Origin of the sequence: Actinomadura gamaensis (assembly GCF_042652125.1) — a bacterium.
Taxonomy (GTDB): Bacteria; Actinomycetota; Actinomycetes; order Streptosporangiales; family Streptosporangiaceae; genus Spirillospora; species Spirillospora gamaensis.
Map to the genome: position 1 here is coordinate 1 of NZ_JBHSIT010000022.1, position 24,116 is coordinate 24,116.

Here is a 24,116-nt window from a genome sequence, read left to right on the forward strand (position 1 = left end):
GGCCGGGCCGCCGGGCCGCCGGGCCGCCGGGCCGCCGGGCCGCCGGGCCGCCGGGCCGCCGGGCCGCCGGGCCGCCGGGCCGCCGGGCCGCCGGGCCGCCGGGCCGTCGGTCGGCCGGGCGTCGGTCGGCCGGGCCGTCGGTCGGCCGGGCCGACGGGCGACCGGTCAGTCGGTTCAGGTTTCGGTCTCCTCGGGGCGGACGGGCGCGGTCAGCGGCAGGCGCACCTGGAAGCGGGTGTCGCCCGGACGCGACGACACCTGGATGTCCCCGCCGTGCCGGTCGACCACGATCCGCCACGAGATGTCCAGGCCGAGGCCCGTCCCGCGGCCGACCGGCTTGGTCGTGAAGAACGGCGTGAAGATCCGGTCGAGGTTCTCCTCCGGGATGCCCGCCCCGGTGTCGGCGATCTCCACCACGGCCTGGTCGTCCTCGCGGAACGTCCGGACGGTGAGGACGCCCGAGCCGTCCATCGCGTCCAGCGCGTTGACGACCAGGTTCGTCCAGACCTGGTTCAGCTCCGCCGCGTAGACCGGGACGTCCGGCAGGTCGGGCGCGTACTCGGTGCGGACGCGCACGTCCGGCGGGATCTTGCGCTTCAGCATCGTGAGCGTGCTGTCGAGCAGCGTCCGCAGGTCGACGCTCTGGCCGGGCGCGCGGTCGAGCTGGGAGTACTGGCGGGCCGAGTCGAGCAGGCCGGTGATCCGGGTGGTCGCCTCGGAGATCTCCGCCTGGAGCTGCGCGACCTCCAGCGTCTCGGTGAGCCACTGCATCGCGACGCCGAGCCGCGCGCCCGCGATCTCGGCGACGCGCTCGGCGACGTCCACGCCGATCCCGGCGCCGACCAGGGCCGGCGCGAGGTCCCAGGCGTCCGGGACGCCGTGCTCCTCCAGCCAGTCGCCGAGCTCGTCCTCGGCGTCGCTGACCTCGATCGGGTCGCGGCTGACCTGCCGCCCGGCGCCGAGGAGCCGGTCGTGCAGCGCGACGAGCCGGGCGATGTGCTCGCAGTCCACGCCGTCCGCGGCCAGCTCGACCAGCCGCTTCTGCGCGCCGATCAGCCGGTCGCCCAGCTCGGACGCGGCGCGCGCGGCGGCCGCCGCCGGGTTGTTCAGCTCGTGCGTGAGCCCGGCGGTGATGGTGCCGAGCGCGGTCAGCCGCTCGCGCTGGTCGACCAGGCGCCGCATGTTGTTCATGCCGAAGAACACGCCCTCCAGCAGGTGCGTGGCCATCGGGAACCAGGACCGGACCGCCTTGCCGAACTTGCGGGCGGGCAGCTCGAACATCCGCGTCGGGCGCAGCGCGCGCAGCGTGTGCGCGTACCGCTGCTCGATCCGCTCGCCGATGTACGCCTGCACCGCGCCGCCGTACACGCCCGGCTGGTCGGACCGGGTGATCTCGACGGGATGGTCCCGGACCTGCTGCGTCATCACGACCTGGCCGTCCAGCAGGACGTAGAGGAACTCCGCCGGGTCGCCCTGCGCGCAGATCACCTCGCCCTCGGCGAAGCGCCGCTCGCAGCCGTAGGTCGCCAGCCACTTCAGCTTCTGGTCGTCCAGGTCCTCGAACAGGAACAGCCGGCGCAGCTCGGCCGGTTCGACGGCGGCGCTCATGCCCGCCGCTCCGGGACGGGTCGGACGGTGACGGACATCATGCCTGCTCCAGGTAGCGGTGGACGAGGGCGACGGCCATCGCGCCGTCCCCGACGGCCGAGGCGACGCGCTTGATCGAGCCGGACCGGACGTCCCCGGCGGCGAACACGCCCGGCATGCTCGTCTCCAGGTGGTACGGCTGCCGGGACGGCTCCCAGTCGGCCGGGCGGCGACCGCCCGCGACCAGGTCCGGGCCGGTGAGGACGAAGCCGTGCTCGTCGCGCTCCACGACGCCGCTGAGCCACTCGGTGCCGGGCTCGGCGCCGATGAAGACGAACAGCCAGTGCGAGGGGACGGTCCGCTCGCCGTCCGGGCCGGTGAGCACGAGCCGTTCGAGGCGGCCGTCGCCGCGTCCGCCGGTGACGACCGTGCGCGGATGCACCTCGATGTTGCCGATCTCGGCGATCTGCTCGATGAGGTAGTGCGACATCGACCGTTCCAGGCTCTCGCCCCGGATCAGGACGTGCACCTTCGCGGCGACCTTCGAGAGGTTCACCGCCGCCTGCCCCGCCGAGTTGGCGCCGCCGACGACGTACACCTCCTCGTCCTTGCAGCTCGGCGTCTCGGCCATCGCCGCGCCGTAGTAGACGCCGCGTCCGACCAGGTCCTCCAGGCCGGGCGCGTCCAGCCGCCGGTAGGCGACACCGGTCGCGAGGATGACCGCGTGCGCGGCGATGGTCGTGCCGTCCGCCTGCGTGACGACGCGGGCGCGGCCGTGCGCCTCGATCCCGGTGACCTCGCCGGTGGTGATCAGCTCCGCGCCGAACCGCTCGGCCTGGCGGCGGGCGCGGTCGGCGAGCTGCGCGCCGGACACGCCGTCCGGGAAGCCGAGGTAGTTCTCGATCCGGGAGCTCTGCCCGGCCTGCCCGCCGGACGCGTGCCGCTCGATCAGCACGGTGTTCAGCCCCTCGGACGCCCCGTACACCGCCGCGCCGAGCCCGGCCGGGCCGCCGCCGACCACGACCAGATCGTAGAAGTCCGCGCCGGGCGAGGTGGTCAGCCCGACCACGGCGGCCAGCTCGGTGTCGGTCGGCGCGCTCAGGGTCGTCCCCTCGGCGGTCACGACGAGCGGCAGTTCGGGGTCGCCCGCCGCCTTCAGCAGCTCGGCCGCCTCGGGCGCGGTGTCCAGCAGCCACGTGTAGGGAACCTGGTTGCGCGCGAGGAAGTCGCGCACCTCGTACGACCGCGCCGACCAGCGGTGGCCCACGACCCGCAGCTCTCCCGGCCGCCTGCGGTCGGTGCGCCGCCACGCCTCAAGCTGCGCGTCGATCACCGGGTAGAACTTCTCCTCCGGCGGATCCCACGGCTTCAGCAGGTAGTGGTCGAGGTCGACGACGTTGATCGCGCGGATCGCGGCGTCGGTGTCGGCGTAGGCCGTCAGCAGCACCCGCCGCGCGTACGGGTACAGGTCCATCGCCTGCTCGAGGAACTCCACCCCGGTCATCTCGGGCATCCGGTGGTCGGCGACGAGCACCGCCGTGTCGTCCCCGCGCAGCTTCAGCTCCCGCAGCGCCGACAGCGCCTGCGACCCCGACTCGGCGCGCAGCACCCGGTACGACTCGGCGTACCTCCGCCGCAGATCCCGCGCCACGGCCCGGGACACCCCCGGATCGTCGTCCACGGTCACGATCACTGGTTTCGCCACGCTCGATTCCCTCCGGTCCACCCGTGTGGCCCCAAGCGTACGACGACCCCCGCCCCCGTCCCGCCCGCCGAGCCACCCGCCGAGTCCGCCCTCCGAGCCACCCGCGCGCCCGTGCGCCGAGCCGCCCGCCGAGCCGCCCGCCGAGCCGCCCGGACCGGGGCGCGCGCGGGCTCGCGGGTCCGGTGGGCCGGGGCGCGCCGGGCGGACGGGTCCGGCGGAGGGGGTCACCCCGGCTGCGACCTGCGGGAAGGCATCCGGGATGATCGGAACATGTCCCTACGCGTGGCCCTGATCGGATACGGCACCGGAGGCGCGGTGTTCCACGCGCCGTTGATCTCTTCGGTGCCGGAGCTGGAGCTGTCCGCCGTCGTCACCGGCAATCCGGAGCGGCAGGCGGCCGTCCGGTCGCGGTATCCGGACGCGCGGGTGCTGGACCATCCCGACCGGGTGTGGCAGACCAACGGCGAGTACGACCTGGTCGTCGTGACCGCCCCGAACCGGCAGCACGTCCCGCTCGCCCGGACGGCGCTGACCACGGGCATGCCGGTCGTCGTGGACAAACCGGTCGCGGCGACCGCCGCCGACGCCCGGTCGCTCGCCGCGCTGAGCGCGGTGCGCGGGCAGCCGGTGATCCCGTTCCACAACCGGCGCTGGGACGGCGACTTCCAGACCGTCCGGCGGCTGGTCGGCGCGGGCGCGCTCGGCGGCGTCCAGCGGTTCGAGTCGCGGTTCGAGCGGTGGCGTCCGCAGGTGAAGCCGGGCTGGAAGGAGAGCTCGGACCCGCGCGACGCGGGCGGCATCCTCTACGACCTCGGCTCCCACCTGATCGACCAGGCGATCGCGCTGTTCGGCCGTCCGGAGCGCGTGTACGCGGAGCTGGACGTCCGCCGGCCGGGCGCGGAGAGCGTGGACGACGCGTTCGTGGCGCTGGAGCACCCGGGCGGCGTCCGCTCGCACCTGTGGATGAGCGCGACCGCCGCGCAGCTCGGGCCGCGCTTCCGCGTGCTCGGCGACCGCGCCGCCTACACCGTCCACGGGATGGACGGCCAGGAGGACGCGCTGCGCGAGGGCCGCACGCCGAAGGACGAGGGCTGGGGCGAGGCGCCGCCCGCGTCCTACGGCCTGCTCGGAACCCCGGGCGAGGAGCGTCCGGAACCCACCGATCCGGGCTCCTACCAGGACTTCTACATCGGCGTCGCGCGGACGCTGCGCGGGGAGACCCCGCCCCCGGTCACCCTCGCCGACGCGATCGCGGGCCTGGAGGTCATCGAAGCCGCCCTCCGCTCGTCCGCCGAGCACAAGGTCGTCGAGCCGAACGTCCCTGGCCGCTGACACCGCAGGTCGGCTGAGCGGCCGGTTTCCGAGGTCGGCTGATCCCGCAGGTCGGCCGATCTCGCAGGGCGGCGGCTAGTAGCGGAGGTCGGCGACGACGCCGTAGTGGTCGGACGGCATGACGCCGTCGAGGGGCGAGGTGCCGAGCAGCCCGCAGCGCACCGGATGGCCCGCGCCTCCCTGTCGCGGCCATGCGGACAGCACGTAGTCGATCCTTCGGTCCGGCCACAGCACCGGACGGGCCCAGGGGTTGGCGTTGCTCCACGTGTGCCCGGCCGTCCCGTCTCCGGCGACCTCCCAGGCGTCGTAGAAGACCAGGCCGGGCGCGGGGACGGCGGCGCGTCCGGTCAGCATCCGAACCTCGTCGCTGTCGGGGGCGGCGTTGAGATCCCCGGCGACCACGATGGGCGCCTCCGCGTCGCCCTCCTTCCGCACGTAGACCCCGAGGTCGCGGACCTGCTGCTGGCGCTGGACGCTGTGCCCGAGCTTCCAGCCGAGCGTCACGCCGAAGACCTGGAGCGGGCCGCGCGGACCGTTCACGCGGGCGAACATCGCGAACCCGCCGTCCCAGCCGTCCTGCCTGCCGAGGCGCTGCTCCCCCACCTGCCCCAGCGGCCACCGCGAGAGGACGGCGACGCCGGAGAGCCCGCCGTCCGAGGCGGTCTCGTCCGGAACACCCCGGAACACCCGATGCGCCAGCCCGAGCCGCGTGCCGAGCCGGTCGGCCTGCGACTCCTCGGGCGTCTCCCACGCCTCCACCAGAACGACCACGTCGGCGTCCGCGCCCTCCAGCACCGCGGTGATCGCCCGCTCCCGCTCCCGCCAGGGGCCGTACCGCGCCCACACGTTCCACACCGCGACCCGCGCGGTGCTCTCGATCAGCGGACCATAGGGTTCGGAGATGTCGTAGCCCATGGCCCGACCATCGCACTCGGAAGCCCTCCCGCCCAGGGCCCACCAGCCGCCCGCGCACCCCGACCGGCCGGACGATCGGCCGGGCGATCGTCCGGGCGATCGGGGTCGCTCGGCCTAGACGATTCGCTCCAAGGACGTCACGGTGACGCCTTCCGCGATCGTCCGCTCCCCGACGGGCACGAATCCTCGGCGTTGGTAGAGCGCCAGTGCCGGGCCATTGCCCGTGCCAGTGGAAACGATCGTCCGGCGAGGCTTCATCTGCGCGTCGAGCGCGTCCAGTAACGCGGAAGCCAGCCCGAGTCGATGTGCCCTGGGATGGACGACAAGCCTGCATATCTCGATGACGCCCACGTCCAGGACGTTCCAGGACACCGCCCCGGCGATGCCGCTCTCGTCCTCTCCACCGAGAAAATGCTCCCCGCATCGCCGCAGCTCAGCCATGGACTCATGCAGCCCGGGGATGCCGTCGAAACCGATCAGCTCCGCCTCTACCGCATACGCTGCCCGCTGGATTTCCCACACCGTTCGCAGAACGGCCGGATCAGCGAGATCCAGGGAACGCACCTTCCACCGAGAAGCCACCGATGAGCCGATGCCTAAAGCACGGACACGTGGACGTGGTCGAAGTGGTTCTGGGTGATGCCGCCGCGATCCTCCATGCCGCGCCAGCCACCGCTGCCGCGCATGTCGTAGATGCGCTGCTTCCAGATGACGTATTTGATACCGAGGCGCGAGGCGTTGTCGATGACGTACTGGGCGACCCGGTCCCCGTGGGCCTGCGCGGACGCGCTCGGCATCTGCCCGTTGGCGTTCTCCATGAAGTCGCACGCGCGGCCGGACCCGTGATCCTGCGGGTCTCCGGGCCGGGCGCAGCCGATCGCGGGGAACGGCCCGAACTTCGCGTCGATCTCCTGCATGACCGTCCGCATCCGGGGCGTCATGGTGTTGCCCATGATGGGCGACTTGGTGCCGCCGCCCGCACCGTCGGGCCGTCCGGACTGGACGGGTTTCTCCGGCTTGTACTTGGCGAGCAGCTTGCGCACCCGGTCGCGCTGCCCCTCCAGGTCGTCGATCTCCTTGCGCACCGCGGCGAGCTTGGCCCGCGCGTCCTCCCGCGCCCGCGCGGCCTGGTCGGTGAGCGTCCGCAGGTTCTCGATCTTCCGCCCGTTGTTGCGGGCGAGATGCTCGACCACCGCCGCGTCGTGCACGGCCCGGCCGGTGTCCCCGGACGTCACCATCGGCACGGTGTCGAGCTGCCCGGTCATGTAGGACGAGGCCGCGAGCCGCCCGACCGCGCCCCGCGCCGTCTCGTACTCGCGCGAGAGCCGGTCCGCGTTCGCCTCCGCCCGCCTGGCGGCCTGCTTGGTCTCGTCCAGGGAGAGCAGCTCGCCCCGGTACTCCTTGGCGAGGGCGTCGGCCCGCTTCTTCAGCTTGGCGTACTCGGCCTTGTCGTCCTTGGGATCTCCGGGAGCGCCGAGGGCCGCGCCCGAGTTCGGCATCGCCAGCGCGGCCACGGCCAGCGCCAGCGAGACCCCGACGACTCGTGCACGCCGAGCAGCGGCCCCGCGTCCTGTCACGCCGCCCTCCCGACCCAGCCGAAGATTGGCGGCACGCTACCACAGCAACCCACAAGACCCCCCAAATCGTCAGCAGGTCACCGCACGCTACCCAACGGCCCCACACCCCCCAACGCCCCGCAAGCCGCAGAAGTCCCCATCTCACGGCAGCAATGACAGCAATGCGGTCACCTTGGGCAACGGCCAGAGGGCTCGGGCAACGGCCGCAGGGCTCGGACGACGGCCAGAGGGCTCGGACGACGGTCAGAGGGCTTGGCGATGGTCAGAAGGTTCGGGCGACGGTCAGAGCGACGCCTTGAAGGGGAGCACCTTGCGGTACTGCACCAGTTCGCCGTAAGGCTCGCGCGTCCCGGCCGGCAGCAGCGCGAGCCAGAGCACGTCCACCGCGGCCTGGTCCGGCGAGGCGGCCTGCGACATGTCGTCGAACCAGGGGCGGGATGCGTCGGTGTCGACGAGCCCGGGGCAGGCGGCGTTGATGAGGATGTCGCGCCGGGCCGCCTCCTCGGCCCACTGGCGGGCCGTCACGCGCACCGAGGCGACCTGCCCGACCTTCGACGGAACGTTGATCCAGTCCGGCCAGCCCTCCGCGGCGGCACGGCCAGCCTCGACCGCGTCCACGTAACGGTTCATGACGTCGGCGACGTCGTCCAGGCTCATGCGGTCGGTGTCGAACAGCGCGTGCAGCCGGGGGTCCAGGCTTTCCAGCGTGCCGAACGCACTGGCCACCACGACGAAGCGCGCGCCGTCGTTCAGCAGGGGGCCGAACGCCTCGATCATGCGGTGAGTGCCGTGGTTGTTGGTGTCGACGAACGCGCGTACCTGCCGCTCGTCGGGCACGTCCTTGGAGATGCGGGCGGCCGCGTTGGAGATGACGACGTCCACGCCGCCATGCCGGTCGGCGATCCGCCGGGCGCATGCCCGCACCGACTCGCCGTCGCTCACGTCGATCAGCTCCAGCCGGAGTGCGAGCCCCTCGGCCTCCAGCCCGCGGACGGCCGCCTCGCCCCGGCCCCGGTCGCGGGCCCCCAGGTAGACGACGCCGTCCTCGCCGAACTCGCGGCTCAGCCCACGGACGAGCGCCAACCCCAGTCCCTGGTTGCCTCCGGTCACCAGCGCGATCCTGGCCATGAGTCCCCCAACCGCCGTGCCGTGTCCGCAACGCCGACGATCGTCCCGCCATGCGTGATCGCTTGTCCAGCCCCCGCCACGTCGGCTTGTCCAGCCCCCGCCACGTCGGCAAGACCGCGCTCACGGTCCGGCCTCGGATCAACCTGCTCGATCGCTCCGCACGTCCGAGCACGCCGCGGGAGCCCGTCCGACGAAGCCGCCTGCCTCGCCGGACGAGCCGGTCACCGCGCCCTACCTGCTGAACGCCATAGTGGCCGACTGAAGCGATGGGCCGCCAGGAACCGAACCCGGAAACCCCTTTCGGCGAACGTCTCACTCCCCGAATTCCTCATCAGCGGAAGACGAGCTCCTCCCAGTGAGGGATGCGGGGCTTGAGGCGGAGCGTCAGGCCCGCTTCGACGGGCGTGCGGTCGGCCTTGCGGTTGTTGCAGCGTCCGCACGCCAGGACGGTGTTCTCCCAGCTGTCGCTGCCACCGCGGGACTGCGGGAGAACGTGGTCGATCGTGTTGCCGCGCCCGCCGCAGTAGGCGCAGTGACCGCGGTCGCGCAGGTAGACGCCGCGCTTGCTCCACGGCGGACGCCTGCCGTGCCGCCAGCGCATGGCCACGTAACGGACGAGCCGGAGCACCCTCGGCACGGGGAACCGGCCGATGGTGCGCCCCTCCTCCGCTTCCTCGACGACCGCCACCTCGCGCACGAGCATCCGGATGGCGTGCCGCAGATCGACCTTCTGCAGGGGCTCGTAGGACGCGTTCAGAACGAGCACGTTCACCGCTCACCTCCCCAACCACGTGCCGCTCCCCCACCAGGACTCGAACCTGGATTTCCGCATTAACGATGCGGCGTTCTGCCTTTGAACCACAAGGGAATGGACTGCCAATTCCTCGGAACTCCGGCCTTTCCGGCGCCCGAGAACAGCCTGCCTACCTCCCCCGCCTCCCAGCAACGGATTTTCCTCACCGTTTCCGCACCTCCACGGCCTCCCAGCCGGCGTCCTCCGCGGGGACCGCTCCCTCCATGAACAACAGCAACACCCCCACAAAGTCAACTCCCCCGACCGCGTCCCGCCGCGAACATCCGCAACCCGCGACCCCACATACGTGAACGCAAGCCCACGCGACGCGGGCGAGCCGTGCGCGAACCCGCGAGGCCAACGCGTCGCCCGGATGCTAGGCGCGCTCGGAGCACAGGAGCGCTGGGCACAAACACCGCCCGCGAGTCCCGGGCGCGTGGACGGTTACGGGCCGCGCGGGCCAGTGCCGCCGTGCTCAAGGCAAGTACGTGTGAGGTGGCGGACGCGGAGCGTTCGGGCCAAGGCGCACTGAACGCAGGCTGGCCGATGCCGAATGCGCGCTTGGCGTGCAGGCAGCGGCTGGGCGCCGGGTGGGCGTACGTGCACTTGGTGGAGCGGTGTGAGGTGTCCAGTTGCGAAGCGACGACGGGTCGGAGCGCCTTTGGTCAGGACCGGAAGGGCGGTGCATGGGCGCTTGGGACGGGCAGGGTCGGCGCGCGGTTGGTCGGTGCGAGGAGAGCTGGCGCGCCGCGGCTTAAGAGGGTGGGCATGTCGTGAGTGGGGACGAGGCCGTGGGCGGGGTGGGTCAAAGGGGCGAAGGACAGGGATTGGGTTCGCCACCAGATGGTCGGGGGTGTGGGGGTGGCTGGGGTGATCTCCAGGGCGGTTTCGCAGTCGGGGCAGGGGGTGGTGGCGGGGGCGAGTCTTACCGTGACGGACGGGCCCGGAGTCGCCGGAAGGCCCCAGAAGCGCAGGACGTCGGTGGTCGAGCAGCGGGTCAGGGTCGCGGACGGCGACGTGGCGGGCGGATGGTCGTCCCGGCAGCCGAGGGTGGGGTGGTGGGCGGTGGTGAGGCGGTAGGCGAGTCCTCGGGTGAGGTTGGCGGCCAGGTGGACGAGGCCCAGGGGGACGCCGCGGGCGGAGATCTCGGGGAGGCCGAAGCGGTGGAGGCCGTAGGTGTCGGCTCGGTAGGTGTCGGCTCGGTAGGTGTCGGCTCGGTAGGTGTCGGCTCGGTAGGTGTCGGCTCGGATGAGGCCGTCGTCGTCCGGGGAGATGAAGACGCCGACCCAGCCGTGGGCCAGGACGAAGGCGGACGGTTCGGGCGGCGGTGGGACGAGCTGGTTCGAGTCGAGGTCGATAAGGGCGCCGCGGACGGTCGTGGCGACGGCGCGCGCCAGCAGGCGCGCGGCCTGGAGGTTCGCGGGCAGGGACGTCCGGGACAGGCGCGCCTCGAACAGCCGGTGGTAGGGGACGCTCCGGGCGTCGGCCAGGGCGGAGTTCAGGCCCGCCAGGCCGGGCAGGCGGTCCGTCCAGGGGGACGGCGCGGGGACGGGACGGCCCAGGAGCGGCAGGTCTTCGGCTTCCAGGAGGCGTCTCGCGCGGGTGCGCAGTTCGGAGTCGGACGTGAGGGACGGAAGGACGGCGCGTAAGGCCGCCGGGTCCGGGGTGTCAGGCGTGGGGCACGTGATCAGGTGGCGGGTGGTCAGGCGGGCGGTTCTGGGCGTGGGCATGGTCGGCTCCCGGTCGGTGGCGTCCCCCCTCGGGACGCTCCCCCACCAGGGTGGCCACACCACCGCAGCCGGCGAAAGTCAACCGCCGATCTGTGGATAACTCCGCGTTTCAGCTGGTCGGAAGGTCGTCGACCCGGGCCAGGTACTCGCGCGTCTCGCGCTCGCGCCGGAATCCCAGCTCCTCGTTCACGGCGAGCATGTGCACGTTGTCACCCGAGTTGTCCGTCTCGATCTCGGTCACGTCGGGACGTTCCTCCGCGAGCCAGTCCAGCATCGCGGCCTTGACCCAGATGCCCAGGCGGCGGCCCCGGTGCTCCGGAATGACGGCCGTGTCGTACTGGGCGGCCCGTCCCGACGCGCCGGACGGCACGACGACCTCGGTGAAGCCCGCGATCACGTCGCCCCGGACGGCGGCGACCGTGTACAGGTCGTCGCCGCGCTTGGCGACCATCTCGGCCATCTCGCGCACGCGGTCGGCGTCCCAGGGCGAGCCCTCGTACTCGGCGAGGTCGGCCATGGCGTGCTTGGCCCTCGCCAGGGCGTCGGCGTGCTCGTCCTGGACGACACCGCGCCAGCGGACCAGCTCGTACCCGGACGGTCCCGACGCGCGCAGCTCGTCCACGCGGCCGGGCGGCAGGTCGGCCAGGCGCAGCAGCAGGCCCTGGAGGGTCAGGACGAGCCGGAAGCCGTGCGCCTCCAGGAAGCCGACCGCGGCCGGGCGGGCGAGGACCTGGGCGATGACGCTGGTCCGGCCGTCGGCGCGCAGGCCGTCGGCGGCGACGGCGAGGAGGCGGGCGGCGGCGCCGCGGCGGCGGTGGGCGGGGTGGACCCGGATGTCGATCTCGCCCGGACGGTCGGCGCCGGGCTCGCCGGGCAGCCGCAGGGCGGCGACGCCGATCATGGTCGTCCCGTCCACCGCGGCCCAGAGCCGCTGGCGGGAGCCCTGCTCGGAACCGAGCAGGCGGCCGGCGGTCTGGTGCGGCTGCGGCGCGGGGTCGCCGTCCGGCTCGGCGGCGTGCACGGCGGCGAGGACCGAGTGCCAGCCGCGGATCTGCGGGTCCGTCGGATCATCGAGCGCGATGACGTCCATCTGGACTTTGTACCGGATCCGGGCGGCGCGCGAGCCGGACGCGACCCAACCGATACGACGCGACGGGAACCGGCCGCTCGCTTCGGCCCGTTCTCGGACGTCCCGTCCCCCCGGCGTGCCGTTCCCGGCTCACCTGGTGAAAGCGCCCAGAATGCGCTCGGCGGCGAGCGCCGGGGTGAGGGTTCCGGCGGCGACCTCCGCCTCGAGTTCCGGGGCGAGCCCGCGCACAGCCGGATGCGCGTGCAGTTCGGCGAGCAGCCGGTCCCGGACGAGGGCCCAGGTCCAGCGCACCTGCTGGTCGCGGCGGCGGCGGTCGAGCTCGCCGGACGCGGCCAGCCGGTCCTGGTGCGCGGTGAGCGCGTCCCAGACCTTGTCGAGGCCGGTGTTCTCCATGGCGCTGCACGTCAGGACGGGTGTGTCGTGGGCGCGTTCCTCGCTGCGCAGCATCCGCAGCGCGCCCGCGAGCTCGCGCGCGGCCCGCTTGGCCTCCATCGCGTGCGGCCCGTCGGCCTTGTTGACCGCGATGACGTCGGCGAGTTCCAGGACGCCCTTCTTGATGCCCTGGAGCTGGTCGCCGGTCCGCGCGAGGGTGAGGAACAGGAAGGTGTCCACCATCTCGGCGACGGTCGTCTCCGACTGCCCGACGCCGACCGTCTCGACCAGGACGACGTCGTACCCGGCGGCCTCCATGACGACCATGGCCTCGCGCGTGGCCTTGGCGACGCCGCCGAGCGTCCCGGCGGTCGGGGACGGCCGGATGAACGCCTTCGGGTCCACGGCCAGGCGGCTCATCCGCGTCTTGTCGCCGAGGATCGAGCCGCCGGAGCGGGTGGACGACGGGTCCACGGCGAGCACCGCGACGCGGTGCCCCGCCGCGGTCAGGTTCGTCCCGAGCGCGTCGATGAAGGTGGACTTGCCGACGCCGGGCACCCCGGTGATGCCGATCCGGCGCGCCCCGCCCGCGAACGGCGTCAGCTCGACCAGCAGCCGCTGCGCCAGCTCGCGGTGGTCCGGGCGGGACGACTCGACCAGCGTGATCGCACGGGCGATCCACGCGCGCGAGCCGTCCCGGACGCCGGTGACGTAGTCGTCCAGCGACGGTCGGGTCACGCCCCCGTCCCCGTGCCTGTCCCCGCGCTTGCCCCCGCGTCCGTCGCCGCGCCTGTCTCCGCGTCCGTCGCCGCGTCCGTCGCCGCGCTCGGCGCCGCGGCCGATGCCGCGTCCGTTCCCGCGCCCGGCTCCGCGGCCGGCTCCGCGACTGTCGGAAACGCTTCGTGGCCCAGGCGTGCGGCGAGGTCGCGCAGGAGGTCCTGCGCGGCTTCGGCGAGGACGGTCCCGGGCGGGAAGATCGCCGACGCGCCGGCCGCGCGCAGCTCGTCGAAGTCCTGCGGCGGGATGACGCCGCCGACGACGATCATGATGTCGTCGCGGCCCAGCGCGGCGAGCTCGGCGCGCAGCGCGGGGACGAGCGTGAGGTGCCCGGCGGCCAGCGAGTTCACGCCGACGACGTGCACGTCCGCCTCGACCGCCTGCCGGGCGACCTCGCCCGGCGTCTGGAACAGCGGGCCCACGTCGACGTCGAACCCGAGGTCGGCGAAGCCGGTCGCGATCACCTTCTGGCCGCGGTCGTGGCCGTCCTGCCCCATCTTGGCGACCAGGATGCGCGGCCGGCGCCCCTCGGCCTCCTCGAACGCGGCCGTGAGGGCGCGCGCCCGCTCGATCGCCGACACCCGGCCCGCCTCTTCCCGGTACACACCGGAGATCGTACGGATCTGCGCGGAGTGGCGTCCGTAGGCCCGCTCCAGCGCGTCGGAGATCTCCCCGACGGTCGCCTTGGCCCGCGCCGCGTCGATGGCGAGCGCGAGCAGGTTCTCGTCCAGGCCGGAGCCGCGCGTGCCGGCCTCGGCGGCGGACGCGGCGCGGGTCAGGGCGTCCAGCGCGGCGCGCACGCCGTCCTCGGACCGCTCCTCGCGCAGCCGCCGCAGCTTGTCGATCTGCTGCGCGCGGACGGACGCGTTGTCGACCTTCAGGACCTCGATGTGCTCGTCGGCGTCCGGACGGTACTTGTTCACGCCGATCACCGGCTGCCGTCCGGAGTCGATGCGGGCCTGCGTCCGCGCCGCCGCCTCCTCGATGCGCAGCTTGGGCAGGCCCTCGTCGATCGCGCGGGCCATGCCGCCCGCCGCCTCGACCTCCTGGATGTGCCCCCAGGCGCGGCGCGCGAGGTCGTAGGTCAGCCGCTCGACGTAGGCGGACCCGCCCCACGGGTCGATCGTCCGGGTCGTCCCGGACTCCTGCTGGAGGAGGAGCTGCGTGTTGCGGGCGATGCGGGCGGAGAAGTCGGTCGGCAGGGCGAGCGCCTCGTCCAGCGCGTTGGTGTGCAGCGACTGGGTGTGGCCCTGCGTGGCGGCCATCGCCTCGACGCAGGTGCGGGCGACGTTGTTGAACACGTCCTGCGCGGTCAGCGACCAGCCGGACGTCTGGGAGTGCGTCCGCAGCGACAGCGACTTGGGGTTCTCCGGGTCGAAGCCCTTCACCAGCTTCGCCCACAGCAGCCGCGCCGCGCGCAGCTTCGCGACCTCCATGAAGAAGTTCATGCCGATCGCCCAGAAGAACGACAGGCGCGGCGCGAAGGAGTCGATCGTCAGGCCCGCGTCGCGTCCGGCGCGGATGTACTCGACGCCGTCGGCGAGCGTGTACGCCAGCTCCAGGTCGGCCGTGGCCCCGGCCTCCTGGATGTGGTAGCCGGAGATCGAGATGGAGTTGAACTTCGGCATCCGCCGCGAGGTGAACGCGAAGATGTCGGAGATGATCCGCATGGACGGCCCGGGCGGGTAGATGTAGGTGTTGCGGACCATGAACTCCTTGAGGATGTCGTTCTGGATGGTCCCGGCCAGCGCCTCGGGCGCGACGCCCTGCTCCTCGGCGGCCACGATGTACAGCGCCATGACCGGCAGCACCGCGCCGTTCATGGTCATCGACACCGACATCCGGTCCAGGGGGATGCCGTCGAACAGCTGCCGCATGTCGTAGATCGAGTCGATCGCCACGCCCGCCATGCCGACGTCCCCGGCCACGCGCGGGTGGTCGGAGTCGTAGCCGCGGTGGGTGGCGAGGTCGAACGCGACCGACAGGCCCTTCTGCCCGGCGGCGAGGTTGCGGCGGTAGAACGCGTTGGACTCTTCGGCCGTGGAGAAGCCCGCGTACTGGCGGATCGTCCAGGGCTGGGTCGCGTACATCGCCGGGTAGGGACCGCGCAGGTAGGGCGCGATGCCGGGCAGGGTGTCGAGGAAGTCGACGTCGGCCAGGTCGTCGCCGGTGTAGAGGGACGGGACGCCGATGCCCTCGGGCGTGTCCCAGACCGCGGCCCGCTCGCCCGCGGCGGCGCGCCAGCGCTTGGCCGCCTCGTCGGCGGGGACGGGCGCGCCGAGGTCGATCTCGGAGAAGTCGGGGATCATCGGTTCACTCCCAGATCGGTGAGGGTGGTCGTCAGGACCTCCACCGCGTCGCATCCGGCGAAGATCCGCGCGTCGACTCCGTCGTAGGTTCCCTTACCCGCGAGCCATACTTTCACCGCGCCCGCGTCACGCAGGGTCCGGGCGGCGTCCGCCGCGCGCTCCTCGTAGACCTTGTCCGACGAGCACAGGCACGCGATCGTCGCGCCGGACGCGGCGAACTCCTCGGGCGGCCCGCTGACGGTCTCGATGCCGCCCGCCTGGAAGAGGTTGGCGGCGAAGCTCGCGCGCGCGGTGTGGACGGCGATGGGCCCGAGCGTCGCGAGGAACACCCGCGGACGCGCGCCGGTCGCGGCGAGGTGGGCGTCGGAGCGGTCGCGCAGGGCCTCGAAGTCCTGCCCGTAGGTGATCACCGGCAGACCCGCCGAAGCCGATCCGCCGGACACCCCGGCGGCCGACCCCGCGGACGGCGCGGCGGACGGAGCGGGCTCGCGGACGGGCAGCTCCTCGCCGAGGTTCGGGAACTCGCTCAGCCCGGTCAGCGGGGCCCTCCGCCGGGCCACGTCGCGGCGGCGGCGCTCCCAGGTCTCCCCCACGCGCCGCGCGACCAGCCCGGACGCCAGCGCCGACGCGAGCCCTCCAGACTTCTCGATCTCGGTGAACCAGCTCCAGGCGGCTCGGGCGAGGTCCTCGGTGAGGCGCTCGACGTACCAGGAGCCGCCCGCCGGGTCCACGACGCGGGCGAGGCTCGACTCCTCCAGCAGGAGCGTCTGGGTGTTGCGGGCGATGCGCCGGGCGAAGTCGTCGGGCAGCCCGAGGCGGACGTCGAACGGCTGGACGGTGACGGCGTCCGCGCCGCCGACCCCGGCCGCGAACGCCGCGACCGTCGTGCGCAGCATGTTCACCCAGGGGTCGCGCCGCGTCATCATCGCCGAGGACGTGACGGCGTGGATCGCCGCGACCGTGCCGTCCGCGGCGCCGGACACCTCGGCGACCCGCTGCCAGAGGCGGCGCGCCGCGCGCAGCTTGGCGATCGAGGCGAACTGGTCGGCGTTGACGGCGAACCGGAACTCGATCTGGCCGAACGCCTCGTCCACGCTCAGCCCGGCGCCCGTGAGGACGCGCAGGTAGGCGACGCCGGCGGCGACCGCCGCGCCGAGCTCGTCCGCGTCGCCGCCGCCCGCGTCGTGGTAGGGCGTCGCGTCGACGGTGAAGGCGCGCACCTTCGGGAACTCCCGGACGCAGCGGATCGCGAGCGCCGCGACGTCGTCCAGGATCGCGGGCGCACCCGTGCGCGCGGACAGGCCGAGCGGATCGGCTCCCAGGTTCCCCAAGGGCTCGGTGCCGCGCTCGGCCGCGAGCGAGAGGAACGCCTCCGCGGCCTCGCCGGTCTCGGCGCCCGCGTCCAGGACGACCGGGGCCATGTTCAGATGGACGTCGCGGAGCACCTCCGGCAGCGCGGACACGGGGATGCCGCCCGCGCCGAGCGCCAGCCAGACCGAGGTCGCGCCGTTCTCCAGGTCGGCGAGGACGGCCGCGCGGGATGTCGCCGGATCGGGGTGGCCGTGCCGCTGGCGGACGTCCCAGCCCGCGAGGCCCTCGCCGTCCGGCATGACCTCGCGCACGCGCGGGGCGAGGCCGGGCCGTCCGGGCGCGGCGTCCTCGGCGGTGTACAGCGCGGCGACCGGCACGCCGTCGTAGGTCCGGTGGGCGAGCAGCCCGTCGATCTCCTCGAGGGGGGTGTCGTCGGCCGCCGCGCCGGTCCGGCGCAGCACGCCCTTCACCAGCTCCCGCCACCGGTCGCGCTCGGCCGGGGGGAAGGCGGCGGCCAGTTCGAGTTCTTCAGGCGGCACCGTCATGGCAGGGATGGTAGGCGAGCGCTTGCCCGGCGCGGGCGACCGGGGTGCCCGCAAACCGCCCGTCCGTACCCCACATTTCGGTCCCTCGAACCCCGCAACGCGGCGGGTGGGCGGACCCCCGACCCCGGACGTGCAACCGGACGTTCCGGCACGTACCGTCGAGATGACCGTCCGAGTTCGGCGGGGCCGCAGCAGGACCCCGCCGCGCCGGCCCGGCACCGAGGTGGTGGGGATGGCACCCAGGTTCGGCATCGAGGAAGAGTATTTCGTCGTCGATCCCCGCTCCCGCCGGGTGGTCCCGCGCGCCGGGCCCGTGGTCGCGCGCGCGGCGGAGGTCCTCGGCGACCGCGCCTCCACCGAGCTGATCTGCTTCCTGGCCGAGGCCAAGACGTCCCCGTGCGACGACCTGGACAAGCTGACCGAGCAGATCCGCTCGATGCGCGCCACGATGGCGGACGCGGCGCGCGCCGAGGGGCTGATGCTGGTCGCGACCGGCACGCCCGTCCTCGGCGAGCTGCTCCCGCCGCCGATCAGCCCCGGCCCGCGCTACGCCGACAGCCTGGCCACCTACCGCGCGCTGGACGACGAGCAGTGCATCTGCTCCTGCCACGTGCACGTCGAGATGCCCGACCGGGCCCGTGCCGTGCAGGTCAGCAACCACCTGCGGCCCTGGCTGCCGACGCTGCTCGCGATGACGGCGAACTCGCCGTTCTGGGCGGGCCGCGACACCGGGCACGCGTGCTGGCGGGTGATGTCGTGGGCGCGCTGGCCGGTCGCGGGACCGCCGCCGCTGTTCGAGTCGCTCGCGCACTACGAGGACCTGGTCGGCACGCTGCTCGGCTGCGGCGCGCTGCTGGACCTCGCGACGGTGTTCTGGGACGTGCGGCCGTCGTCGCGGCTGCCGACGCTGGAGGTCCGGCTCGCGGACGTGGCGCTCACCACCGAGGAGGCCGCGCTGTTCGCCGCGCTCGTCCGAGCGCTGGCGCAGGTGGCGCTCGCGGCCGTCGAGGACGGCGCGGACCCGCCCGCCCCGTCCCAGGAGATGCTGCGCGCCGCGTACTGGCTCGCCGCCCGCGACGGCCTCGCCGGGAAGGGCGTGGACGTCCGGACGGGCCGTCCGGCGCGGTTCGCGGACCTGGCCGTCGCGCTGCTCGCGCACGTCCGGCCCGCGCTGGACGAGTCCGGCGACTACGAGCGGGTCGGCGAGGGCCTCGATCGGCTGCTCGCCGAGGGGACCGGCGCGGAGCGGCAGCGCCGCGCCCACCGGCTGCGCGGACGGCTCAGCGACGTCGTGGACGCCGCCGCGGTGGGCTGCCGTCCTCCGGCGTGGATCCCCGCGGGAGAGGCGCGAAAGACCTGAAGGGAAGGAAAACGGGCCCTCAAGGAGATGGAAACGGCGCGGCCCCGGCAGGCCGCGCCGTTCCCGTCCCTGGTCCGGGCCTCCCCGGCTCGATCCGTCCCCGATCCGTCCCGATCCGGTTCGTCGCCGATCCGGTTCGTCGCCGATCCGGTTCGTCGCCGATCCGGTTCGTCGCCGATCCGGAGGCCCGGCTCAGCGGCGGCCGGTCACTCCGGAGAGTGGATCGTGACGCCGCTTCGGGTGCACGACGTCCCCTTCGGCGCGGTCGAGTGGTGGCAGACCCAGCCGCTGAACGACGCCGACCCGTTGGCCGTCTTCTTCTGCGCGTAGATGCCGAACACCTTCTCGGCGTGGGCGCAGCTGATGCGGCCCGCCTTCACGGTGACCGTGCCGCACTTGGTTCCGGGACCGACCAGCGGCCCGTCGGACGGCGAGACCTTCCCGCCCGGCTTGGACGGCCCGGTCGACGGCCCGCCGCTCGGCGCCCCGGACGGGCCGCCGCTGTCGGTGGGCGCGGCGCTGGCGGACGGCGAGTCGGACGGCGACGCGGCGTCCGACTTCTTGCCGCCGCCACCGCAGCCGGTGAGGAGCAGCGCCGTGGCCACCGCTCCGATGACGAGTCCTGACTTGTGCATGAGGTAACCCCTGCCTCCCGATTCCCCCGGGATCGCGATCAGTCGGGCGCACGCAGGGTCCGCAGTAGAGCACAGGCAAGGTTAGTAACGGGTTAACCACGGCGCGGCGTGGCGAGGAGAAAACCGGCAACGCTATGGAATCGGATGTTAACCGAGCGCTGATGTGGCGGCCCGTACCCTGGCTGTCGTGACGGTGCAGCGACGGAGCATCCTTGGCGTGGCCGCGGGAGCGCTGGCCACCGGTCTGGCCGCCGCGTGCGGCGCGCGCGGGCGCCGGGCGGACACGGCGCCGCCTTCCGGGACGGCGGCTCCCCCGGCCGCCGCGAACGGGCCGGGCGCCCCGTCCCCCGCCGGTCCGGTGCACGTGGCCGGAGAGGTCACCCACGGTCCCCGCGGGGTGCCGCAGGTCGCGCTGACCTTCCACGGGGCGGGCGATCCGGGGCTGGCGCGCAGGCTCCTCGCCGAGCTGGCCGGCGGCGGCGCGGCGGTGACGGTGCTCGCGGTCGGGACCTGGCTCGACCGGCAGCCGGAGATGGCCCGCGCGATCCTCGCGGGCGGCCACGAGCTCGGCAACCACACGCTCAGCCACGGCGACATCACGGCGATGACCCCCGAACACGCCTACGCCGAGATCTCCGGCTGCGCGGAGCGGCTGCGCCGGCTCACGGGGTCTCCGGGGCTGTGGTTCCGTCCGTCGCAGGCGCAGCACGCGTCCGCGATGGTCCGCGCGCAGGCGGCCCGCGCCGGATACCACTCGTGCCTGTCGTACGACCTGGACTCGCTCGACAACACCGACCCCGGCCCGGACGCCGTGGTCGGGAACGTGCTCCGCCGGATCGGCAACGGCTCGATCGTGAGCATGCACCTCGGGCACGTGGGAACGGTCCGCGCGATGCCGGCCATCCTGGACGGCCTGAAACGCCGGGGGTTGAAACCCGTCACGGTCTCGACTCTGCTGGCGTCATGAACCTGCGATCCCACGCGGCCCGGACGTCCCGATCTCGCACGGCCCGGACGGCCCGACCTCGCACGGCCCGGACGTCCCGATCTCGCACGGCCCGGACGTCCCGATCTCGCACGGCCCGGCCGTCCCGATCTCGTGCGGCGCGGACGTCCCGGCGGGTTCGGCTCGTCGCCGCGCTGTCGCTCGCCCTGGCGGTCGCGTCGGGGCTCGCGGCGTGCAGCGGATCGGGCGCACGGGCGTCCCACGACGGACATGACGGGCATTCGGGCCACTCCGGGGCGGCTCCCCCGATGCCGCCGCCTCCACCGTCCCAGGGGAGACCGGAAGACGATCCCGACGTCTACGCGCACGACCGTCCCGGAATGTTCAGCCCCGCGGTGAAGGACGTGCCCGCCCGCGTGTACGTGCCGGACACCCGGAGCGACGACGTGGTCGTCCTGGACCAGAACACGTTCAAGCAGGTCGACCGTTTCAAGGTGGGGCGCCTGCCGCAGCACGTCGTGCCGTCCTGGGACCTGAAAACCCTCTGGGTCAACGACAACGACTCCAACGACCTCGTCCCGATCGATCCGCGCACCGGCCGGCACGGCAGGCCGGTCCCCGTGGACGACCCGTACAACCTGTACTTCACCCCGGACGGCCGGTACGCGATCGTCATGGCCGAGCGGAACCAGCGCATCGACTTCCGCGACGCGCACACGATGAAGCCGGTGAAGTCGGTCCAGGTGCCGTGCCGGGGGCCGAACCACACCGACTTCTCGGCCTCGGGCGACTTCTTCCTCACCGCGTGCGAGTTCTCGGGGGACGTGCTGCGGATCGACACGGCGGGGCAGCGGCTGACCGGCACGCTCTCCCTCTCCCGTCATGCGATGCCCCAGGACGTGAAACTGTCACCGGACGGTCGTACGTTCTACATAGCGGACATGGCGACGAACGGCGTGTGGACCGTCGATGCCCGGACGTTCCGGAAGACGGGGTTCATCCCGACCGGAAAGGGGGCGCACGGCCTGTACGTGAGCCGGGACTCGACGGTCCTGTACGTCTCGAACCGAGGGGAGGGATCGATCTCACTGGTGTCGTTCGCCACAGGACGGGTCGCGCGCACCTGGCGGCTGCCCGGCGGGGGCTCCCCCGACATGGGTGGCGTTTCGGCGGATGGAAGGGTGCTCTGGCTGTCGGGACGGTACGACGGGGTGGTGTACGCGATCTCGACCGTTGACGGGAGGTTGATCCGGAAGATTAGGGTCGGTGAGGGACCGCACGGTTTGTGCGTCTATCCTCAGCCGGGCCGTTACTCCCTGGGGCACACGGGGGTACTGCGCTAGTCGAAAAACGGGGATCGGGGATCGGCATGATCGGGCCGCAGAACATTCTGGTGTTCCTGCTGTTGCTACTGGGATTCGTCGCGGCCACGTGGTGGCAGTACCGGACCGGCAACGTCGCGTTGCGCGTCGTCGCGGCGTTCTGCGCCTTCCTCGCCGCCGCCCTGTTCGGGATCGCCGCGGTCAACCGCTACTACGGTTACTACCAGGGCTGGACCGACATCTACCGCGACATGGCCGACGACTCCAGCGGGAACGGGCGGGGCGTCCCCGAGGTGAAGGCGTTCAGCGCGGGCTTCCCCAACGCGCACGGGCAGACCGTGGCGGGCGGGCGGCTGGTCAACGTCCGGATGAACGGCCGCGCCAGCGGCCTGGTCCGGCAGGTGCTGGTCTACCTGCCGCCGCAGTACTTCGATCCGGCGTACTCGGCCTACCGGTTCCCGGCCGTGGAGCTGCTGCACGGCTCCCCCGGCACCCCCACCGACTGGACCCGGCACATCCCGGCGCCGCAGACGCTCGCGCTGGCCGTCCGGGAGCACCGCGCCGACCCGGCGGTCCTCGTCATGCCGGACATCAGCGGCGGACGGCGGCTGTCCGGGCAGTGCCTCAACGCCAAGGACGGCCCGCAGGACGAGACGTTCCTCACCCGCGACGTCCCCGACTACGTGTCCGGGACGCTCCGGGTCCGCCCGCCCGGCGACGGATGGGGCCTGGCGGGCTACTCCGAGGGCGGCTACTGCGTGGCGAACCTGGCGCTACGGCACACCCGCACCTACGGCGCGGCGGCCGTGCTGAGCGGCTACTTCCAGCCTCTGCCCACGAACCGGACGCCGACCGGACGGCACGACCCGTTCGCCGGCGACGAGCGGGTCCGCGACCAGAACACGCCGATGCGGGTCCTGGAGCACATGACCGCGAGCACGCACCTGCCACTGTTCTGGCTGGCCTCGGGCTCGGAGGCGGCGGGCGACACCTCGGCGGCGCGCGGCTTCGCGGCGCTGCTGCGCGCGCACCGGCAGGTCGCGCCGCTGACCGTCCTGAAGGGCAGCGGCCACGACTTCCGGACGTGGCGCAACGCGCTGCGCCCGATGTTCCAGTGGATGACCGAGCACCTCAAGGGCGGCACGGGCACCGGCCCGGCCCCGTCACCGACGCGCCAGCCGCGCGCCAGCGGCGGCCACCTCTCCGGCCCGCCGAGCCCGGCCGTCCACCGGTCCCGCGGCGTCCGGGGCCGCTGAGGACCACCGGCGCCGAGTCTCCCGGCGGGCGGCCCGGCCGGCGTCCCGGCGGGCGGCCCGGCCGCCGGGAGGTCTCGCGCCGGCCAGCGGTCAGGAGCGGTGGAGCAGGTCGTCCATGAGGCGCGACCAGAGCGGGCCGACGCGTTCCAGGCGGTAGGCGTCGGTGCTCGCGGGCGCGGCCTTGCCGAGCCGGTCGCGCAGGTCGCGGTCCGACAGGACGCGGTCGAGGGCGGCGGTCAGGGCGTCCACGTCGCGGGGCGGGACGAGCAGGCCGTCCACGCCGTCCTCGATCATCTCGGCGGGGCCGGCCGGGCAGTCGAACGCCACGACCGCCAGGCCCTTGCTCATCGCCTCCAGCAGCACCAGCGGCATGCCCTCGAACCGGGACGACAGCACGTACACCGACGCGCGTTCCAGCGCCCGGCCCATGTCGGTGCGCGGCAGCAGCTCGACGTGGTCGCCGACGCCGAGCTCGGCGATCTGCTCGCGGAGCCGGTCGTGGCGCGCGCCCGAGCCGTGGATGCGCAGCCGCCAGCCGGGATGCTTCTCCACGAGCGGCGCGTACGCCCTGATCAGCAGGTCGAAGCCCTTCGCGCGGACGAACCGTCCGGCGGCGAGCACGACCGGCTCCTCCCGGCGGGACGGGCCGCCGCTCAGGGTGGGCAGCGCGTTCGGGATCGTGACGAGCCGCACCGGCGTGCCCGCGAGGGCCTCGGCGAACCCGGCGCGGGCCGCCTCGGTGAGCGTGGTGAGGGCGGTGAGCCGCCCGTACCGGCGGACGATCTCGGCGCGCAGGGCGGGCCGGTAGCCGGGCAGGTGGCGGTGGTCCTGGCCGAGGGTGACCACGCCGCGGGGCGCGAGCTCGGCGAGCAGGAGGTTGAGCGACGGCCGGGTGCCGACGAGCACGTCGGCCGGCGCGGACCGGACGGCCCGGACGAGCCGCAGGTCGGTCCAGAGGTTCATGTCGCGGAAGCTCGCGTCCTCCAGCGGGGTCAGCACGCTCGGCAGGCGGCGCAGCAGGCGGCGGGTCCAGCGGGCGACCCGCCCGCTCGGCGGCGCGAGGCGGTCGTCGGCGAAGGTCACGCGGACGCCGTCCGGGATCGGGAAGAACGGGGTCTCGCGGGCGCGGACCACGCTGACGATCTCGACGTCGTGGTCGCGCACGAGGTGCCCGCACATGGTGAGGACGGTCCGGATCGTGCCGCCGGTGCCGTTGGCGTGCTGGAGCAGCACCCGTACGACGGGGCGTCCGCCCCCGGCCGGTGCGGGCCGTCCGAGCGCGGTGAGGCGCAGCAGGACGAACGCGAACCGCCGGACGAGCCGGTGCGCGGTGCGCCCCGGGTCCTTCAGCCGTGCCCGCAGGCTTCTGCGCCGCGCGGCGGTGCCGCCCCCGGCGGACGCCCGCGCGGCCTGACTTGCCTCCATC

Annotated in this window: 19 protein-coding genes and 1 tRNA gene; 5 read left to right on the plus strand and 15 right to left on the minus strand. The window is 73.5% G+C overall.

Going from position 1 to position 24,116, the window contains the following annotated elements; genetic code table 11:
* Positions 1-174: 174 nt before the first annotated feature.
* Both ACFPCY_RS42155 and ACFPCY_RS42160 read right to left on the minus strand, forming a co-directional pair.
* Positions 175-1,608 (minus strand): ATP-binding protein, encoded by a 1,434-nt coding sequence (locus tag ACFPCY_RS42155; RefSeq protein ID WP_378265379.1) that lies wholly within the window; start codon positions 1,606-1,608, stop codon positions 175-177.
* 37 nt (positions 1,609-1,645) lie between these two features.
* On the minus strand, positions 1,646-3,292 hold the full coding sequence (locus tag ACFPCY_RS42160) for an NAD(P)/FAD-dependent oxidoreductase (RefSeq protein WP_378265381.1): 1,647 nt from the start codon (positions 3,290-3,292) through the stop codon (positions 1,646-1,648).
* A 270-nt stretch (positions 3,293-3,562) separates the two neighbouring features.
* On the opposite strand from ACFPCY_RS42160, the gene ACFPCY_RS42165 reads away from it, so the two are divergent.
* The gene (locus tag ACFPCY_RS42165) at positions 3,563-4,624 is read left to right on the plus strand and encodes a Gfo/Idh/MocA family oxidoreductase (protein ID WP_378265383.1); all 1,062 of its coding nucleotides are present in this window, start codon (positions 3,563-3,565) and stop codon (positions 4,622-4,624) included.
* 75 nt (positions 4,625-4,699) lie between these two features.
* Here the strand turns inward: ACFPCY_RS42165 and ACFPCY_RS42170 are convergent, their stop codons facing one another.
* From ACFPCY_RS42170 to ACFPCY_RS42220, 11 genes are all read right to left on the minus strand, one after another.
* Entirely contained in the window at positions 4,700-5,539 is an 840-nt protein-coding gene (locus ACFPCY_RS42170; protein ID WP_378265385.1) for an endonuclease/exonuclease/phosphatase family protein, read from the minus strand.
* A gap of 114 nt (positions 5,540-5,653) precedes the next feature.
* Complete coding sequence (locus tag ACFPCY_RS42175; protein WP_378265387.1) at positions 5,654-6,103, minus strand: GNAT family N-acetyltransferase; 450 nt, start codon at positions 6,101-6,103, stop codon at positions 5,654-5,656.
* 32 nt (positions 6,104-6,135) lie between these two features.
* A complete protein-coding gene (locus ACFPCY_RS42180) occupies positions 6,136-7,116 on the minus strand; it encodes a coiled-coil domain-containing protein (protein ID WP_378265389.1) in 981 nt (326 codons plus the stop codon).
* Positions 7,117-7,398: 282 nt separating this feature from the next.
* Complete coding sequence (locus tag ACFPCY_RS42185; protein ID WP_378265391.1) at positions 7,399-8,244, minus strand: SDR family NAD(P)-dependent oxidoreductase; 846 nt, start codon at positions 8,242-8,244, stop codon at positions 7,399-7,401.
* Positions 8,245-8,575: 331 nt separating this feature from the next.
* On the minus strand, positions 8,576-9,016 hold the full coding sequence (locus tag ACFPCY_RS42190; RefSeq protein WP_378265393.1) for an HNH endonuclease: 441 nt from the start codon (positions 9,014-9,016) through the stop codon (positions 8,576-8,578).
* Between the two features lie 25 nt (positions 9,017-9,041).
* A tRNA-Asn gene (locus ACFPCY_RS42195) sits at positions 9,042-9,112 on the minus strand.
* Positions 9,113-9,702: 590 nt separating this feature from the next.
* A complete protein-coding gene (locus ACFPCY_RS42200) occupies positions 9,703-10,767 on the minus strand; it encodes a hypothetical protein (protein WP_378265395.1) in 1,065 nt (354 codons plus the stop codon).
* Positions 10,768-10,876: 109 nt separating this feature from the next.
* Positions 10,877-11,857, minus strand: a complete 981-nt coding sequence (locus tag ACFPCY_RS42205) for a GNAT family N-acetyltransferase (protein WP_378265397.1) — start codon at positions 11,855-11,857, stop codon at positions 10,877-10,879.
* 129 nt (positions 11,858-11,986) lie between these two features.
* Entirely contained in the window at positions 11,987-12,967 is a 981-nt protein-coding gene (meaB, locus tag ACFPCY_RS42210) for a methylmalonyl Co-A mutase-associated GTPase MeaB (RefSeq protein ID WP_378265399.1), read from the minus strand.
* Positions 12,964-15,315: a methylmalonyl-CoA mutase gene (gene scpA / locus ACFPCY_RS42215; protein ID WP_378265401.1), complete on the minus strand. Its 2,352-nt coding sequence runs from the start codon at positions 15,313-15,315 to the stop codon at positions 12,964-12,966. Before scpA ends, meaB begins: the two co-directional genes overlap by 4 nt.
* A complete protein-coding gene (locus ACFPCY_RS42220; RefSeq protein ID WP_378265403.1) occupies positions 15,312-17,171 on the minus strand; it encodes a methylmalonyl-CoA mutase family protein in 1,860 nt (619 codons plus the stop codon). Before ACFPCY_RS42220 ends, scpA begins: the two co-directional genes overlap by 4 nt.
* A gap of 232 nt (positions 17,172-17,403) precedes the next feature.
* Between ACFPCY_RS42220 and ACFPCY_RS42225 the strand changes: the two genes are divergently transcribed.
* Positions 17,404-18,531 carry a carboxylate-amine ligase gene (locus ACFPCY_RS42225; RefSeq protein ID WP_378265405.1) on the plus strand — a complete coding sequence of 376 codons (1,128 nt, stop codon included), beginning with the start codon at positions 17,404-17,406 and terminating at the stop codon, positions 18,529-18,531.
* A gap of 206 nt (positions 18,532-18,737) precedes the next feature.
* Here the strand turns inward: ACFPCY_RS42225 and ACFPCY_RS42230 are convergent, their stop codons facing one another.
* A complete protein-coding gene (locus tag ACFPCY_RS42230; protein ID WP_378265407.1) occupies positions 18,738-19,166 on the minus strand; it encodes a hypothetical protein in 429 nt (142 codons plus the stop codon).
* A 187-nt stretch (positions 19,167-19,353) separates the two neighbouring features.
* Here ACFPCY_RS42230 and ACFPCY_RS42235 point away from each other — a divergent pair, with 187 nt between their 5' ends.
* From ACFPCY_RS42235 to ACFPCY_RS42245, 3 genes are all read left to right on the plus strand, one after another.
* Complete coding sequence (locus ACFPCY_RS42235; protein WP_378265409.1) at positions 19,354-20,133, plus strand: polysaccharide deacetylase family protein; 780 nt, start codon at positions 19,354-19,356, stop codon at positions 20,131-20,133.
* Positions 20,134-20,492: 359 nt separating this feature from the next.
* Complete coding sequence (locus ACFPCY_RS42240; protein WP_378265411.1) at positions 20,493-21,455, plus strand: YncE family protein; 963 nt, start codon at positions 20,493-20,495, stop codon at positions 21,453-21,455.
* Between the two features lie 26 nt (positions 21,456-21,481).
* Positions 21,482-22,690 (plus strand): alpha/beta hydrolase, encoded by a 1,209-nt coding sequence (locus tag ACFPCY_RS42245; protein ID WP_378265413.1) that lies wholly within the window; start codon positions 21,482-21,484, stop codon positions 22,688-22,690.
* A 90-nt stretch (positions 22,691-22,780) separates the two neighbouring features.
* Here ACFPCY_RS42245 and ACFPCY_RS42250 read toward each other — a convergent pair whose 3' ends face one another.
* Complete coding sequence (locus ACFPCY_RS42250) at positions 22,781-24,115, minus strand: glycosyltransferase family 4 protein (RefSeq protein WP_378265415.1); 1,335 nt, start codon at positions 24,113-24,115, stop codon at positions 22,781-22,783.
* Position 24,116: the final 1 nt, after the last annotated feature.